Raw genomic sequence first — 18,401 nt, 5'->3', positions numbered from 1 at the left:
CCGTAGATAAAATTGTGATTTTGACAAAAAAAGAGTGTTATAAATGCAAATCAGCCTGATTTCAAGTTTTGAAATCAGGCTGATTGAATTTTAATTTTTATATTAAATATTACTCTACCGTAACAGATTTTGCAAGGTTACGTGGTTGATCGACATTTTTGTCTAACAACACAGCAATATGATAAGATAATAATTGAAGTGGAATAGTTGTTAATAAAGGAGTAAGCGACTCTAAAGTTTCTGGAACCTCTATAACATGATCGGCTAATGCCTTAACTTGTACATCTCCTTCGGTAACTATACCGATAATTTTACCTTTTCTAGATTTAATCTCTTGAATATTACTTACTACTTTTTCGTAATGTCCTTTTTTAGTTGCAATAACTACAATTGGCATATTCTCGTCAATTAAAGCAATAGGTCCGTGTTTCATTTCTGCAGCAGGATAACCTTCAGCATGAATATATGAAATCTCCTTTAATTTCAATGCACCTTCTAAAGCTACAGGAAAATTAAAACCTCTACCTAAATAAAGAATATTTCTAACATCTTTATAAATGTCGGCAATCATTTTAATATGAGCATCAGACTTTAAAGCTTCTTCAACCTTACCAGGAATCATTTCTAATTCTAATAAGTGCTGACGGAAATCTGAACTACTAATAGTACCTTTTGCTCTTGCTAGTCTTAAAGCCATAAGCGTTAAAACTGTAATTTGAGTTGTAAAAGCTTTTGTAGATGCTACTCCAATTTCTGGCCCAGCGTGCGTGTAAGCTCCTGCGTCAGATTCTCTAGCGATAGATGAACCAACTACATTACAAACACCAAAAACAAATGCACCTTTAGATTTCGCTAATTTAATAGCAGCTAAAGTATCGGCAGTTTCACCAGATTGTGAAATAGCGATAACAATATCGTTTTCTGTAATTATAGGATTTCTATATCTAAATTCTGAAGCGTATTCAACCTCTACAGGTATTCTAGCTAAATCTTCAAAAATGTATTCTGCAACTAATCCGGCATGCCAAGATGTTCCACAAGCAACGATGATAATACGATTGGCATTTAAAAACCTTTTCATGTTATCTTCAATACCAGCCATTTTAATAATAGCTTCGTTGCGTAGCAATCTACCTCTATAAGTATCAGTAATTGCTTTTGGTTGTTCGTGAATTTCTTTAAGCATGAAATGATCGTATCCACCCTTTTCAATTTGCTCTAAATTTAATTGAAGCTCTTGAACGTATGTATCAACAATAGAATCATCTTTTATTTTTCTTACTTTAATTCCTTTGTGGAATCTAATAACTGCCATTTCTTCATCTTCTAAATAAACAGCATTTTTAGTATACTCTAAAAAAGGAGAAGCATCACTAGCTATAAAGAATTCATCTTCATTTTCACCAATACCAATAGCTAACGGACTTCCTAAACGAGCCACGACAACTTCTTCTGGCTTATTTTTATCGAAAACAGCAATAGCATAAGCTCCAATAACTTGGTTTAATGCAATTTGAACTGCTTTTCCTAATTTCACTTTTTCTTTCTTTTTTACATCTTCAATTAAATTGATAAGAACTTCCGTATCTGTATCTGACTGAAATGTATATCCTCTTGTAATTAATTCTTGTTTAAGAGAATCATAGTTCTCAATAATTCCGTTATGGATTATTACTAATTCTCCAGAGTTTGAAAGGTGTGGATGAGAGTTAACATCGTTTGGCACACCATGTGTTGCCCAACGTGTATGCCCTATACCAACACTACCTGTTTTAGTTATTTCTGCAGTGGCGCGTTCTTCTAGATCGGCTACTTTACCTTTTGTTTTAGATACTTTTAAGTCTTTACCATCGAAAAGAGCAATTCCAGCACTATCGTACCCTCTATATTCTAATCGTTTTAAGCCTTCAATTACTATTGGGTATGCTTCTCTATATCCAATATAACCTACAATTCCGCACATAAGTTGATGTTTTTAATTATTTGGTTCTGTGTAAAACACTTTAAATTTCATTCTTTTCTTGTCATCAACATTTACATTTGAGCCATACAATACTGTACCTCTTGGAGTAATAACCGATGCCGTTGGTAAACCCGTAACATCCTCATCATCACTATCCGCGATTCTAGAAATATTTGTATAATTCACATTGGTAGATAAAACCAAACCAATTTTAGTATTTGTTGAATCGTTGACCAAGATATTATTTAAATGTTCGGTTAAACGAATTTTATATTTATAAACACCATTTTCATCGACAACACGTTGACCTAAACTAATTATCTTAGAATTAAATGGGTCGGTACTAGATTCAACTGGATCAATTTGATAGTCATAAGTAGAAAGACTATTATTAATATCGTAAGCATAAATTCTATTGAAATGACTATAATTATTTCCATTAGAATCGTCTGGAAGCGCTTGCATAACCTCATCTTCAGAGATAACAAGTTGCGCATCGTTAACCAATCTATTTAAAATATAGTTACCATCTTCATCTTTTTCGTAATCATCATCTCCACTAGGTATTCTAAAACTATCTAAGAAATCCTTTTTAGCTTCATCATTTTCAAACAAATCAACAACAGCCATAGAATTACCAGAACCTTTTAGATATAAAGATTGATCTCCATTAGTTTGATCTCCATCTGCTAGTGTAACTTCTGTAATTTTATTCACAAAAGTATTTAATGTATTTCCTGTAAAAGATAACGTGTATGTTCCTTCAACTGTTTCCCCAGCAGTGGTAGAATCGTAATTATAATTAATAACAATATTAGCGTCTGTAGATGCCATATCGAGTAAAACCATACTTCCGTCATCACCAATTGCTTCAGCTTTAAAAAACAAACCTCTAAAATAGTTAGCAAAATTATTAGCATTACTTAATTCAGCTCCACCCTCTTTACTTATAATAAGCGTTTTCCAAAATTCAGCATCCAATTCAGCAGTAAAAGCAGGTGCACTTCTAGTTGTTACCTCATCGTCAGTTCCTTCATCTGTAATTGTTATAATAACAGAACTAACAGGTGTCACACTTTCTTGCTCAAAAATTAACTGCTCTTTTAAATTATCAAAATTAATAACAGAAGTTCCATTATAAGCCATATTATCAGAGCTTCCATCTGAATATGAATAATACCTTTGTGCTGTATCATCATCATCTGCAAAAGGATCAAAATCTCTTAAAAAATATTCATTTTTGTAAATAGATAATTTAAAAGGTTTTATAGTACCTGAATAATCACCGTATAAAGAATCTTGAATAGTATACTCCGCATTACCATCCTCATCAAAATCAATAACACGACTGAAATAAGGAATTGTAAGCACGACTGAAGTTATCACCGGATTATCACCAAAATCTGGATCATAACTAGATGGTGTTACTTGTGTAACAATACTAGCAGCGGTTTGTCCGTAAACCGGATCGTTAAACACACCTAACAAATAAGATGCTAAACCATTGACCTGTACAGACTCTGTTGTTTTATTATAAGCTACAATAGGAATTTCGTAAGAATCTGTGCTAAAGTTAGCATTATCTTTTCCTAAAACAGCACTTTCTAATTCGGTAAACTCTTTATCGCAACCAACAAAACCGGTTAATACAAATAGGAATGCTGCAGATAATTTAAGGGCTTTAAATGTCTTTTTCATAAGTTGTTTTAAATGAATTTGAGAGGGCTAGCCTAAAACTTCGTTATTAAAGAAGTTTGTATAAGCTTCGCCAAATTCATCTTTGGTTTTATACTCTAAAATAGGTTTATTGGACGCCTTTATGTAAGCATCTACTTCTTCTGTTATATCTTCAGACCCTACTATTAGCGCATCGGAGTAATCAATAGCAACTTTCATTAAGTTGTTGTAAGTTGGTTCTTCGAGCACTTTTATAGCATCTTCATTAATATTGTCAAATTTAACTTTATTAATCATATCTTTATTTAACGTATTGTTAAAACTTTGATTGTATATCGAAGTCACAATTTTACTTTGGTTAAATAAAGGCTCGTCTTTGTAATACTCTTTTAAATAAACTGGTAGCAAAGAAGCTAACCAACCATGTACATGTATAATATCTGGAGACCAGTTAAGTTTTTTAACGGTTTCTATAACACCTTTTGCGAAGAAAATAGCACGTTCATCATTATCAGAGAATAACTTTCCAGCTTCATCTGTTAATGTTGCTTTTCTTTTAAAATACTCATCATTATCAATAAAATAAACCTGAATACGTTCTTTTGGAATAGAAGCCACTTTAATAATTAACGGCATATCTAAATCGTTAATCACTAAATTGATACCTGATAACCTGATAACTTCGTGTAACTGATGTCTTCTTTCATTAATATTCCCGTATCGAGGCATGAAGATTCTTATTTGCCCTCCTTGTTGATTTACTAATCTTGGCGCTTCAAACGACATTGACGAAATCTCTGTTTCCGGTAAATAAGGAACTACTTCAGATGATACGTATAATACCCTCTTATCTTTCATATGTTTATTTTTGATGACTTTTAATTTATTTTTTAACAAAAAATAGTAGCAAAAACCCTTAGTTTGTTGCAAATTCTCGTTAAAAAACACGCAAAAGTACAAAATTTTATGCAGATTGCTCGTAAAATCTTAAGTTTGCAAGCGTTAAATTTTAAATAAAAGGTGGAAGTTTACTCGGAAAAACAACAAATTACGGCTGCAATAGATGCCGCAAAAGCTAAAAAACTAACTTTAGGATTAGTGCCTACCATGGGTGCTTTACACGAAGGACATTTACAATTAGTAATAAAAGCTTTAGAAGAAAACGATCTAGTTGCGGTTAGCATTTTTGTTAATCCAACTCAGTTTGATAACCCTGAAGATCTCGATAAATACCCGAGAACTTTAGAAAACGATATAGCATTATTAAAAACAGTAAGCGCGACCAAAATTATGGTTTACGCTCCTACTGTAGATGATGTTTACGAAGGCAATACCGTTTCGGAAACATTCGATTTCGATGGTCTAGAACATGAAATGGAAGGCAAATTTAGGGATGGTCATTTCGATGGTGTAGGCACCGTTGTAAAACGCCTTTTCGAGATTGTAAAACCGCACAAAGCATATTTTGGTGAAAAAGATTTTCAGCAACTACAAATTATTAAAAAGTTAGTTGAAAAACATCACATGCCATTAGAAATAGTAGGTTGCAAAATTCATCGTGAATCTAACGGCTTAGCAATGAGCTCTAGAAACACAAGGTTAAAGCCAGAATTTAGCACCGCTGCCCCCTTCATATATGAAACACTAAAAACTGCCAAACTAAAATTTGGCACAAAAAGTGCTACTGAAGTAGAGGAATGGGTTGAGAAGCAATTTAAAAATCATGAATTATTAAAATTAGAATATTTCATAATTTCTGAAGTTGAAACCTTAAAACCTTTAAAACGAAAATCAAACAACAAAGCATATAGAGCATTTATTGCAGTGTATGCAGACGATATTAGACTTATTGATAATATCGCACTAAATTAATTATCTTTGCCGCATGCAAATTCAAGTAGTAAAATCTAAAATACACAGAGTAAAAGTAACCGGTGCTGACTTAAACTATATTGGTAGTATCACTATTGATGAAGATTTAATGGAAGCCGCTAATATTATTCAAGGTGAAAAGGTTCAAATTGTAAACAACAATAACGGTGCTAGGCTAGAAACCTATGCCATTCCTGGACCAAGAAACAGTGGTGAAATCACACTTAATGGCGCAGCGGCACGTTTAGTTGCTCCTGGCGATGTACTTATTTTAATAACGTATGCTTTTATGGATATAGAAGAAGCAAAAGTTTTTAAACCATCGTTAGTTTTTCCAGATGAAGCGACCAACTTACTTAAATAAGCCGTTTGAATAAACAAGCAAAAAATATACTTAAAATTACACTCCCATTATTATTGGGAGTTTTTTTGGTCTGGTATTCACTGTCCAAAGTATCTATTAGCAAGGTCATTGAATACGCCCAAAATGCCGATTACACCTATATTATTTTAGGTGTTTTTTTAGGACTTTTAAGTCATTTATCACGCTCTTACCGCTGGATTTTTATGCTAGAGCCTATGGGTTACAAAATAAAATTCGGCAATAGCCTTATGGCTGTTTTTGCAACTTACTTAATAAACTACACCATACCTCGTGCTGGTGAAGTTGCCCGAGCCTCTATATTAACAAACTATGAGGGAGTACCTTTCGAAAAAGGCTTCGGAACCATTGTTGCCGAACGTATTGCAGATATGCTCGTTATGCTTGGTATTATTGCGATTACGCTTTTTTTACAATTCGATTTTATTTATGGTTTTTTAGTTGAAAAGTTTAATCCTGTAAAAATTGGAATTGCTCTTGTTGTATGCATTTTACTTGGTCTACTATTTCTAAGATTAATAAAACAAAGTAATTCAAAACTCGCTTTAAAAATTAAAAATTTCGCTAACGGACTTATTGAAGGCGCATTAAGTATTTTTAAAATGAAGAAAAAATGGGCATTTATTTTTCACACTCTTTTCATTTGGGGTATGTACCTACTCATGTTCTACGTCACCTCTTTTTCTATAACTGAATTACACGGTATTTCTGCTGGAGCAATCTTAATAGGTTTTATATCAGCTAGCTTTAGTATTGCCGCAACTAATGGTGGTATTGGCTCTTACCCCTTGGCCATTTTTGCTGCCTTTTCAATTTTCGGTATCGCAGAAGAACCAAGTATCGCTTTTGGCTGGATTATGTGGGCATCTCAAACATTAATGATTATTCTTTTTGGCGGTTTATCACTTATTTATTTACCAATTTACAACAGGAAGAAAACTGCAAAACAAGAACAATCAACAAATTAAGGTTTAGTTTCACAAAGTGCAACACTTTTCTTTTTTGAATTCTAATCGCTTATTTCATACCTTGCCATAATTAAATCTCAAATCGTTTTTTAAAATGAAGAAACTCATCCTTTTCGTTTTTCTGTTTAGCCTTACTTTTATAAACATTGAAGCCCAAGTAAAATATGAAACTTTCGAATCTTCTAAATTAGGAGAAACTCGACAAATAAAAATTCAACTACCACGTGGTTACGATTCTAACCAAGATAAAAGTTACCCTATTTTTATAGTTTTAGATGGTGATTACTTATTTGAAGCCGTTGCCGGAAATGTAGATTACTACTCCTATTGGGAAGATATACCAGAATCTATTGTAGTTGGCGTAAACCAAATGGATACAAGATATGATGATTGTTTATATTCTGAACAAAACTCGTTACCCGTTGAAACTGGAGCTGCCTTTTTTGAATTTATAGGCCAGGAGCTTGTTCCTTATATAGAGAAAACGTTTAGAACAGTAAACTTTAGAGTAGCCGTTGGCCATGGTCAAACAGCAAACTTAATAAACTACTACTTATTAAAACCTCAACCTTTATTTCAAGGCTATATCGCAATTAGTCCAGAATTAGCGCCAGGTATGTTAGATTATATTCCCGAAGGTTTATCTAAAGCAGAATCTAAAATATTCTATTATTTAGCCAACACAGACAATGATGGATCTTCCGTTAAGAAAATGACCAGTACTTTAAACACAGACATTGCCGCACTAGATAATAAAAACGTAGTGTATAATTTTGATAGCTTTGAAGGGCCATCTCATTATTCTGTACCAACACACGCCATTCCAAATGCGATTGAAAAGATATTTAATGTTTTTCAACCCATATCAAAAAAGGAATACAAAGAAACGATACTTGAATTACAAATTTCACCTGTTTTATATCTTCAAGAGAAATATGAAAGCATTAATGATTTATTCGGAATTGATAAAAAAATTCTAATTAATGATTTTAAAGCGATCTCGGCAGCCATTGAAAAAAACGAACTTTACGAATACTACGAAGCGTTAGGTAAATTAGCCCGAAAAGCATATCCTGAAACCCTTTTAGGCACATATTACATGGCGCGTTTTTACGAAGAAACTGGCGAACCTAAAAAAGCGATGCGTACCTACCAATCAGCTTACACCTTAAAAGAAATTGCTGGTCTTACTAAAGATGAAATGCTAGAGAAAGCAAACTTAATTAAAGAAGATTTCGGTTACTAAAACATAAACACAATATTAAATTCCAAATTTGAAAAATGGCTAAAGTAAAAACCACTTTTTTTTGCCAAAACTGCGGCACGCAATACGCTAAATGGCAAGGACAATGTAATGCTTGTAAAAATTGGAACACCATAGTTGAAGAGGTTATACAGAAACCAGAAAAAAGCGATTGGAAAACCCCAACCAATAGTGCTAAAAGAGTTTCTAAACCTTTACGATTAAAAGAAATTGACTCGTCTAAAGAAGCTAGATTAGACACCTCAGACGGTGAATTCAATCGCGTTCTAGGCGGCGGTATTGTACCTGGCTCTTTAACACTTTTAGGAGGAGAACCTGGTATTGGTAAAAGTACATTGCTTCTTCAAATATCATTAAAACTACCATACAGAACACTATATGTTTCTGGTGAAGAAAGCCAAAAACAAATAAAAATGCGTGCTGAACGTATTAACCCAAATAACGAGAGCTGTTACATTCTTACAGAAACCAAAACGCAAAACATTTTTAAGCAAATTGAAGCCTTAGAACCAGACATCGTTATTATAGATTCGATACAAACGCTACATTCCGATTATATAGAATCATCAAGCGGAAGTATCTCTCAAGTAAAAGAATGTACAACTGAACTTATTAAGTTTGCAAAAGAAACCAATACACCAGTTATTTTAATTGGGCACATTACTAAAGATGGAAACATTGCAGGACCAAAAATATTAGAGCATATGGTAGATACCGTGCTACAATTTGAAGGTGACCGCAACCATGTGTTTAGAATTTTACGTGCACAAAAAAACCGTTTTGGCTCAACACATGAACTTGGTATTTACGAAATGTTAGGCTCAGGATTAAGAGAAGTCTCTAACCCTAGCGAAATTCTAATTTCAAAAAAAGACGAAGAACTTTCGGGCAACGCCATTGCCGCAACCTTAGAAGGCATGCGCCCTTTAATGATAGAAGTTCAAGCTTTAGTTAGCACAGCTGTATATGGCACACCACAACGTAGTGCCACTGGTTTTAATGCTAAACGTCTAAACATGTTATTAGCTGTATTAGAAAAACGCGCAGGATTTAGATTAGGTGCAAAAGATGTCTTTTTAAATATTACAGGAGGCATAAATGTTGATGACCCCGCTATAGATTTAGCTGTTGTTGCCGCTATTTTATCTTCAAATGAAGATGAAGCATTGCCTGCTAATTATTGTTTTGCTGCAGAGGTTGGATTATCTGGAGAAATTCGTCCTGTTCAACGTGTAGAACAACGTATTCTAGAAGCTGAAAAACTTGGGTTTTCAACCATTTTTGTATCTAAATACAATAAGATTTCATTGAGAGACACTAACATTAAAATTCAATTAATTTCTAAAATTGAAGATTTGGTATCAAGCTTAACTTAAAAAACCATTAATCTACAGAAAACCGCAATTGAGCGATAGAAGCCTGCTACCTGAACGATTCCCATTATAATCTGACAATGATTTATGTAATTTTGTATAACAAATTACGCGAAATAGTTGAATTTTGTTCCCTCGGCACAGTTCGATTTACTAAAACTCGTTTAGAAAATAAAAAAAAATAATCACTAAGATGTATTTTAACGATTTTTTAAGCATTAATTATAAAAACAATGCTTTTAAACGAATTTTTTAGTTGTTTTAACGATAAAAAATATTAATATTACCATCAATTTAAATGCTACTTTAGTGTTAAACACTGAAAAAAGATTTAAATTGATGTACGTTTACCTCCCTCGTAAATACATTTTAATCTATCCATTAATCGAAAAAAAATAGTTATAGACAAAAATTTAATAGTCCCAAACTAATTAAAGTTTTAATCTATGAGTATAAATTACACCAACCTGTACCTTGTTATAGCACTTTGCTTAACACATACATTTTATACATTCTTAAAGTTATTACATGCACTTAATTTAGCCGCGCTAAACTTAAGCACAAGAAATCCATACGGTATCAATATAAAACTTCAGGAATAGAAATACTGATTTTTCATTATCCAATAATTCACAACATTTATACAAATTAGCTTTAAAACGCTTTTCTCCCTAAAATATAATCTCTCAAATTAATTAAACAATGCGCCTCAATAATTTCAAGTTTAAATTCATTCTGTTTTTTTGTTTTATTTTTTACAATATGGCAAATGCCCAGTTAAGCGACTTGCATTTCCTACCTCCATTAAAACAAGATGCTAACAACCAAGCTATACAGCAACAAACCATTTATCTATCAACACCTACCGTAAATACTTTTACTGTAAATGTTTATCAAGGCACAAGTACAACACCCCTAACCAGTTTTTCTTTATCTAAAGCAACCCCGGTAACTTATGGTTTAAGTAATGGAGACAACAATATTACCTTGGTAAGTAATGATAATACTGGTGTTGTTTTAAGCACCGCAGGCTTAAGGTTTGAGGCACCTTCAGGCGATAATTTTTATGTAAACTACAGAGGTAGATCTGGATCTCAAGCAGCTTCAATAACAACAAAAGGAAGGGCTGCTTTAGGACAAAAATTTAAATGGGGAGGCGCACCTATTGAGGCTAACCACAATACAATGAGTGCTACCTTAGGTATTATGGCCTCAGAAAACGATACCAATATTACTATCTCAGGTTATAATCCTAATTGCGAATTTAGACTTCAAGGTGACTTAGACGGACTTACAGCCAATACAATCAATATCACCTTACAGAAAGGGCAATCTTATGTTTTAGAAGCCGCTAAAGATGCTGCATCGGCAAACGTAGATGGCTGGATAGGTGCTTCAATAAATTCCGACAAAGACATTGCTATTAGTAATGGTATGTTAAATTTTGGAGTAAGCCCATCAAGCGCAAGCAGAGATGCCGGAGCCGACCAGCCCGTTCCAGAAGATAAATTAGGTAAAGATTATGTTTTTGTAAGAGGTCGCGGAGGCAGCTCGAATGAGTTTGTAATTATTATAGGAACTCAAGCAAATACAAACATCTATGTTAACGGTAATACAACACCGTTTGCGAATATAGACGAAGGTGAATATGCAGAAATACCTAGCTCATATTTTTCAGGAAATTCAGTTGGCGACAACATGTTAATTACCACTTCTAAAGATTCTTATGCTTATCAAGTAATTTCTGGAGATACAGGTATCCATACCGTAAGTCTTAATTTCGTAGCCCCAGTAAGCTGCTTATTACCAGACACCATGGATTTCATTCCTAATATTAAGGATATATCGGGGATTACCGCGAATGGAGGAGTTTTTATAATAGCCTCTACCACTACAGCAGACTCGAATATTACAGTTAAAGATGGTACTACAGCAGTTACACTTCCTGCAGCAAAGGCTGTAGCAGGTTCATCGGACTGGAAAACATTTTACATCTCAGGTCTCACCGGTGATATTTCGGTTCAATCTTCTGGCCCTATTGCAGTTGGCTATCTAGGTTATAATGGTGCTCGTGGTATTGCTGGCTATTTTTCTGGATTCGATACCGTTCCCGAAGTAACCTTAGAAGTTGCAGGTGGAGGATGTTTACCAGGAGCCATAGTAGAAGTTATAGATGAAACTTTCGACTCTTATCAATGGTTTGAAGACGGAGTTTTAATAGCAGGAGCTACAAATGCAACATATTCACCAACAACATCTGCAGATTATTATGTAAGAGTTGTTAAAGGTGGATGTACTTATGATTCACAACCACTTTCGGCATACTATTGCAACCCTGATATTGTATTAACAAAAACGGTTGATAAAAATCAAATTATTGAAGGTGAAACAGCAATATTTACAATTGAAGTAGAAAATTCGGGTTTAAACCCTGTTACCAACTTAAAAGTTGAAGACAACATCCCTAGCGGATTAACCTTAATAAACTCGAACCCTTCCGTAGGAACTTGGAGTGGTAACACCTGGACAATAGGCACTTTAAATAGCGGGGACAAAGAAACTATTGAATTAGAAGTAATGGCCGATGACATAAATACCATGGCTGCAGCTCTCACAAATACAGCATTTAATTATCAAGATCAAACAGATGATAATATTACTCCTGATAGCCCTTCTGCTGATATTTACATTTACAACTTTGTAAGCAAGGCCTCTATCGATTTTGATGGAGCTGATGATTATTTAGATGGCACACCATTTATAACTAATTGGGACAACGCTACAATAATGGGTTGGATAAAAATTGATCATGATAATGACGGTAATTTACCTGATTCTTACAGTATTGCTGGGCAAGAAAATATGCGAATTTTTGTAACTAATGGTCGTACACCTGCCTTCTCAGTAACTACTCAAGGTCAAGTAACAGCATCATCAAATTACCCAACTAATATTCAGGTGCAGCCAGATCCATCTTCAGGTGTTAAGTTAGAAAATAACCTATGGTATCATGTGGCCGGAGTGTTTGACTCAAGTAATGAATCCATTAAACTGTATCTAAACGGCGAATTAGTTGGCACAACAACAAATTCAAAATTAAATTCAGAATTAATAACTAAAAATTATAATGGTACTCCACATATTTACTCTACAAGAAACTTTACAATAGGTAGATACCCTACCAACACTGGTCCTTCCAAACATTTTAACGGAGACATAGACGAGGTGCGTGTATTCAATACCGGGTTAAGCGATGTACAAGTACAACAAATGGTTTACCAAGAAATAGAAGAAAACACCGGTGTTATACACGGTAGTGTTATACCAAAAAATATTGAAGACCCTAATTTATCAACAGTACCTTGGTCAAGTTTACAAGGATATTACCCTATGACGGATATCTATTACGCTACAAACACTGTAACAGATTACTCAGCAAGCGGTCACGATTTAACATTACATAATATTTCGACTATACTTGAGCAAACAGCTCCAATGCCTTTTGTTACAAATAGTGATGGAGATTGGACCAACGAAACAAACTGGCTACACGGTGATGTTTGGGATATAACAGATACCAACGCAAATAGCCCGTGGAGTATTATAAAAATTGAACACAATATTGAAGGGAATCTTTCAACCGAAAACCTAGGCTTAATAATTGATACAGACAAAACACTAACCATTAATGGTGATAATCTTGTAAAAAACAATTGGTACCTAGAATTAAATGGAGCATTAGATTTAATGGATGATTCTCAATTAATACAAACCGAAATCAGTGATTTAGTAACATCAGAAAACGGTAGAATATTAAGGAGACAAGAAGGGACATCTAATGTATATTGGTACAACTATTGGTCTTCTCCTGTTGGCGCGACCGGCATCACATCTTTAACCAATAATAACGCCCCAGAAAATAACAGTAATAATTCAGCCTTTAACTTAGACATGATTAAATTCAATCCTGGACTAGAAGGTAGATTCACCTCAAGTTATAGTGGCTCAGGGAGTATTAGCACGTATTGGCTATACACTTTTATTAATGGCTTAACCTATTGGGATTGGGCAAAACTTTCAATATCAACTCCAATTCAAGCAGGTATAGGGTACACACAAAAAGGAACCGGAACACCAGAAGAAAATCAAGAATATATTTTTGAAGGAAAACCAAATAATGGCACCATTTTAATTGATGTTATAGATAAAGGAGGCGAAGGATCTGTAGCGAATGCATCTAAAACAGAATACCTTTTAGGAAACCCCTACCCATCTGCCCTTGATATCCATAAATTCATAGATGACAATCAAGGTTTAATTGATGGAACATTACAAGTATGGCAACAATGGAGTGGAAGCTCTCATAACTTAAGAGACTATAATGGCGGTTATGCTCAAGTAAACAAACTCGGATCAACTAGAGCACGCCAGTTTTCAGGAACAATTGAAGGAGGAACAATAGGTGGCGAAGTCGGCACACTTTTACCAACAAGATATTTACCAGTTGGACAAGGATTTATTACCGAAATTACAGCAACCGGTAAAGTGGAATTTAATAACAGCCAACGTATTTTTATTAAAGAAGCCGATGCCGATGGAACGGACACTAATGGCTCTACTTTCTTTAGAGGCGTTCAAACAAAAAACTACGCAACAACCGATACTGCTTCCGAAGAAAATAGTATGCAAAAAATAAGACTAGAATTCAATTCTATATCTGGACCTGAAGCTAAACGAGAACTTTTACTTGGCTTTAGCGAAGAAACCACAGATGCTTATGATTATGGCTACGATGCTGAATCTGACGACACCAACAACAACGATTTAAATCTTGATCTGGATGGTAAAAACATGAATTTGCAAGCTTACGGAGAAATCACAGAAGACAAAGTGGTACCCCTAAATTTTAGATCGTCTGGAGATAATGCTTTTGAAATTAAAATCTCTGAAGAAATTAATTTAAATGAAGATCAAAATGTGTACTTACGTGATAATTTACTAGGAATCTATTTCGATTTAACACAAGAGGCTGCCTACAATTTCACATCTGCACAAGGTATCTTTAATAAAAGATTCGAAATTGTATTTCAAGATGAAGCACAAACCTTAAGCAACGAAGAAGTTACAGCTACCGAAAACTTTATGTATTTCCAAAACAAGGTAAACACATTTTACGTTAAAAAATTAAACAGCGACGTTACTAAATTAACCTTAGTAAACATGAGAGGACAAACAGTTTTAGAACAACAAAACGTATCATCTTCAGAATTAAGTAACGGTATTCAATTTAATAATTTAGCAACCGGAACATATATTGTATGTTTAAGAACAGACATAAATGAAGTACTTACCAAAAAGATAGTAATTAACTAAAAATTAAACACATACACGCAATTCAAAAAGACCACAACACTAGTGGTCTTTTTTTATTTCAAAAAATTAATGTTTTAAGTATTATTCCTTAAATTCGCAACCTTACTAGAATTGATGATACATGAGCGCTAAATTTCCTGAATACAAAGGACTTGACTTACCAAATGTTGCAGACCAGATCTTAAACTATTGGCAAGAAAATAACATATTTGAAAAAAGTGTAACCACAAGAGAAGGCAAAAAACCTTTCGTGTTTTTTGAAGGTCCACCTTCAGCAAACGGATTACCTGGTGTACACCATGTTTTAGCACGTGCTATTAAAGATATTTTTCCACGATATAAAACCATGAAAGGTTACCAAGTTAAGCGTAAAGCTGGCTGGGACACACACGGTTTACCTATTGAATTAGGCGTAGAAAAAGAATTAGGGATTACCAAAGAAGATATTGGTAAAACTATTTCTGTAGAAGATTACAATGCAGCTTGTAGAAAAGCAGTAATGCGCTATACAGATGTTTGGAACGACCTCACCCAAAAAATGGGTTATTGGGTAGATATGGACGATCCATACGTTACCTACGAGCCAAAATATATGGAAACAGTTTGGTGGCTATTAAAAGAAATATACACTAAAAACTTAATGTATAAAGGCTATACAATTCAGCCTTATTCGCCAAAAGCAGGTACAGGTTTAAGTTCGCACGAAGTTAACCAACCTGGAGCTTACCAAGATGTAACAGACACAACCATTGTTGCTCAGTTTAAAGCAGTAGAAAGCACCTTGCCAGATTTTTTACAAAACGAAGGCGATGTCCATTTTACAGCATGGACTACAACACCTTGGACTTTACCGTCTAATACAGCGTTAACCGTTGGTCCAAAAATAGATTACGTTTTAGTTGAAACTTATAACCAATACACATTCAAACCTATGAATGTTATTTTGGCAAAAGCTTTAGTTAACAAACAATTTGATGGAAAATTTAAAAGAGTTGAAGAAAAATCAGCACTTTTAGAATATAAAGATGGTGATAAAAAAATACCATATTTCGTTGTAAAAGAATTTATAGGTAAAGATCTTGTTGGTATTAAATACGAACAATTATTACCATACGCCTTACCGAACGATAATCCAGAAAATGCCTTTAGAGTTATTGCTGGAGATTTTGTAACCACAGAAGATGGAACAGGAATTGTACATACAGCTCCAACCTTTGGTGCAGACGATGCCTTGGTTGCAAAACAAGCCGTACCAGAAATTCCGCCAATGTTGGTGAAAGATGAAAACGACAACTTAGTACCACTAGTAGATTTACAAGGGCGTTTTAGACCAGAGATGCAAGAGTTTGGTGGTAAATATGTTAAAAACGAATACTATAACGATGGTGAAGCTCCAGAACGCTCTATAGACGTTGAGTTAGCAATTAAATTAAAAGAAGAAAACAAAGCCTTTAAGGTTGAAAAATATAAGCACAGTTACCCACATTGCTGGCGTACCGATAAACCAATTTTATATTACCCATTAGATTCTTGGTTTATTAAGGTAACCGATATTAAAGGTCGTATGCACGAGTTAAACACAGGTATTAACTGGAAACCAAAAGCAACCGGAACAGGCCGTTTTGGAAACTGGTTAGCAAATGCAAACGACTGGAATTTATCTCGCTCACGTTACTGGGGAATTCCGTTACCAATTTGGAGAACTGAAGATGGTAAAGAGGAAATCTGCATAGGTTCTGTTGAAGAACTAAAAGCAGAAATGCAAAAAGCAGTTACAGCAGGTGTGCTAGCTAAAGATATTTTTGAAGAGTTTGAAGTTGGAAACAATTCCGAAGAAAACTACGCGAAAATAGATTTACATAAAAATATAGTTGATGAAATTACTTTAGTTTCAGCAAACGGGCAACCAATGAAACGCGAAAGCGATTTAATTGATGTTTGGTTCGATTCTGGCTCTATGCCTTATGCACAATGGCACTACCCTTTTGAAAATAAAGAAAAAATTGACGAGAATAAATCGTTCCCAGCAGATTTTATAGCAGAAGGTGTCGATCAAACTCGTGGATGGTTTTATACGCTTCACGCTATCGCCACTATGGTTTTCGATTCTGTAGCCTACAAAAATGTAGTCTCTAACGGATTGGTATTAGACAAAAACGGTCAAAAAATGTCTAAACGTTTAGGTAACGCCGTAGATCCATTTGAAACTTTAGGAAAATATGGTGCCGATGCTACGCGTTGGTATATGATTGCTAATGCGAACCCTTGGGACAATTTAAAATTCGATTTAGAAGGTATAGAAGAAGTAAAACGTAAATTCTTCGGAACACTTTACAACACCTACTCTTTCTTTCAGCTTTATGCTAATCTTGATAATTTCAACTATAGCGAAGCCGATATTCCTTTAAACGAACGTCCAGAAATTGACAGATGGATTCTTTCAGAATTACACACTTTAATTCAGAAAGTAGATGCTTTTTATGCGGATTACGAGCCTACAAAAGCAGCCAGAGCTATTTCCGATTTTACACAAGATTACGTAAGTAACTGGTTTGTGCGCTTAAGTAGAAGACGTTACTGGAAAGGAGATTACCAACAAGATAAAATTTCGGCATACCAAACACTTTACACCTGTATGGAAACTATTGCGAAATTAGGCGCGCCAATTGCACCGTTCTTTATGGATAAATTATACTTAGATTTAAATTCAGTAACCAAAAAAGAATCTTTTGAGAGTGTACACCTATCAAACTTCCCAGTATTCGACGAGAATTTTGTTGATAAGTCTTTAGAGAACAAGATGGAAAGCGCTCAAATTATTTCATCATTAGTGCTTTCATTACGTGCAAAAGAAAAAATAAAAGTAAGACAACCGCTACAAAAAATAATGATTCCTATTGATAGTGAATCTCAAAAAAACGAAATACTAGCAGTTGCAGACCTTATAAAATCTGAGGTTAATGTAAAAGAAATTGAAGTTCTAGAGGATGCTTCGGATATTTTGGTAAAACAAATAAAACCAAACTTTAAAGTTCTTGGCCCTCGTTTTGGAAAAGACATGAAAGCCATTGCTCAATTAGTTAATAACTTCACAGCTAGCGATATAAAAAACATTGAGCAAAATGGTATTTTGGAAGTCGAAGTAAATGGAAAAAGTATTACCTTAGAACGTACAGATGTTGAAATAACATCTCAAGATATCGAAGGATGGTTAGTTGCAAACGACGGCGCTTTAACTGTGGCTTTAGATGTAACAATTTCTGAAGAATTACGTAAAGAAGGTATTGCGAGAGAATTAATTAACCGCATACAAAATTTACGAAAAGACTCGGGCTTTGAAGTAACAGACCGTATAGATGTTACTTTTCAAAAAGACGACAATATTGTAAAGGCTGTAGAAGCAAACCTTGCGTATATTAAGTCTGAAACACTAACAAACGAATTAAAAATTATTGATAAATTGGAAGATGGTATAGAAATTGCTTTTGATGAGGTAAATACCAAATTATATATCCAAAAAAACTAAAAC

10 protein-coding genes are annotated in these 18,401 nt (G+C 34.2%); 7 read left to right on the top strand and 3 right to left on the bottom strand.

All coding sequences use genetic code 11. The features are described from left to right. Window positions 1–109: 109 nt before the first annotated feature. The 3 genes from glmS to V6246_RS10885 are packed head-to-tail and all read right to left on the bottom strand — an operon-like array spanning window position 110 to window position 4,498. The gene (gene glmS, locus V6246_RS10895; RefSeq protein WP_341560510.1) at window positions 110–1,963 is read right to left on the bottom strand and encodes a glutamine--fructose-6-phosphate transaminase (isomerizing); all 1,854 of its coding nucleotides are present in this window, start codon (window positions 1,961–1,963) and stop codon (window positions 110–112) included. Window positions 1,964–1,975: 12 nt separating this feature from the next. Continuing rightward, a complete protein-coding gene (locus V6246_RS10890; RefSeq protein ID WP_341560509.1) occupies window positions 1,976–3,661 on the bottom strand; it encodes a DUF4270 domain-containing protein in 1,686 nt (561 codons plus the stop codon). A 27-nt stretch (window positions 3,662–3,688) separates the two neighbouring features. Then, entirely contained in the window at window positions 3,689–4,498 is an 810-nt protein-coding gene (locus V6246_RS10885) for a glycogen/starch synthase (protein ID WP_159018921.1), read from the bottom strand. A 162-nt stretch (window positions 4,499–4,660) separates the two neighbouring features. Between V6246_RS10885 and panC the strand changes: the two genes are divergently transcribed. The 7 genes from panC (at window position 4,661) to ileS (ending at window position 18,398) form a co-directional block, all read left to right on the top strand. Further along, window positions 4,661–5,512, top strand: a complete 852-nt coding sequence (gene panC / locus V6246_RS10880; protein ID WP_341560506.1) for a pantoate--beta-alanine ligase — start codon at window positions 4,661–4,663, stop codon at window positions 5,510–5,512. Between the two features lie 13 nt (window positions 5,513–5,525). Beyond that, window positions 5,526–5,876 (top strand): aspartate 1-decarboxylase, encoded by a 351-nt coding sequence (panD, locus tag V6246_RS10875; RefSeq protein WP_042499542.1) that lies wholly within the window; start codon window positions 5,526–5,528, stop codon window positions 5,874–5,876. Window positions 5,877–5,881: 5 nt separating this feature from the next. Continuing rightward, entirely contained in the window at window positions 5,882–6,862 is a 981-nt protein-coding gene (locus V6246_RS10870) for a lysylphosphatidylglycerol synthase transmembrane domain-containing protein (protein ID WP_341560504.1), read from the top strand. A gap of 94 nt (window positions 6,863–6,956) precedes the next feature. After that, window positions 6,957–8,108, top strand: a complete 1,152-nt coding sequence (locus V6246_RS10865; RefSeq protein WP_341560503.1) for an alpha/beta hydrolase — start codon at window positions 6,957–6,959, stop codon at window positions 8,106–8,108. 35 nt (window positions 8,109–8,143) lie between these two features. Then, window positions 8,144–9,502 (top strand): DNA repair protein RadA, encoded by a 1,359-nt coding sequence (gene radA / locus V6246_RS10860; protein ID WP_341560501.1) that lies wholly within the window; start codon window positions 8,144–8,146, stop codon window positions 9,500–9,502. Between the two features lie 759 nt (window positions 9,503–10,261). Continuing rightward, window positions 10,262–14,872, top strand: coding sequence for a LamG-like jellyroll fold domain-containing protein (locus tag V6246_RS10855; RefSeq protein ID WP_341560499.1), 4,611 nt, complete (start codon window positions 10,262–10,264; stop codon window positions 14,870–14,872). Between the two features lie 121 nt (window positions 14,873–14,993). Beyond that, window positions 14,994–18,398: an isoleucine--tRNA ligase gene (gene ileS / locus V6246_RS10850; protein ID WP_341560497.1), complete on the top strand. Its 3,405-nt coding sequence runs from the start codon at window positions 14,994–14,996 to the stop codon at window positions 18,396–18,398. Window positions 18,399–18,401 lie beyond the last annotated feature (3 nt).

Origin of the sequence: Algibacter sp. TI.3.09, assembly GCF_038154905.1 — a bacterium.
In the GTDB taxonomy this organism is placed as follows: Bacteria; Bacteroidota; Bacteroidia; order Flavobacteriales; family Flavobacteriaceae; genus Algibacter.
The sequence above is the reverse complement of the archived record's forward strand: the minus strand, read 5'-3'. Positions and strand labels throughout refer to the sequence as shown.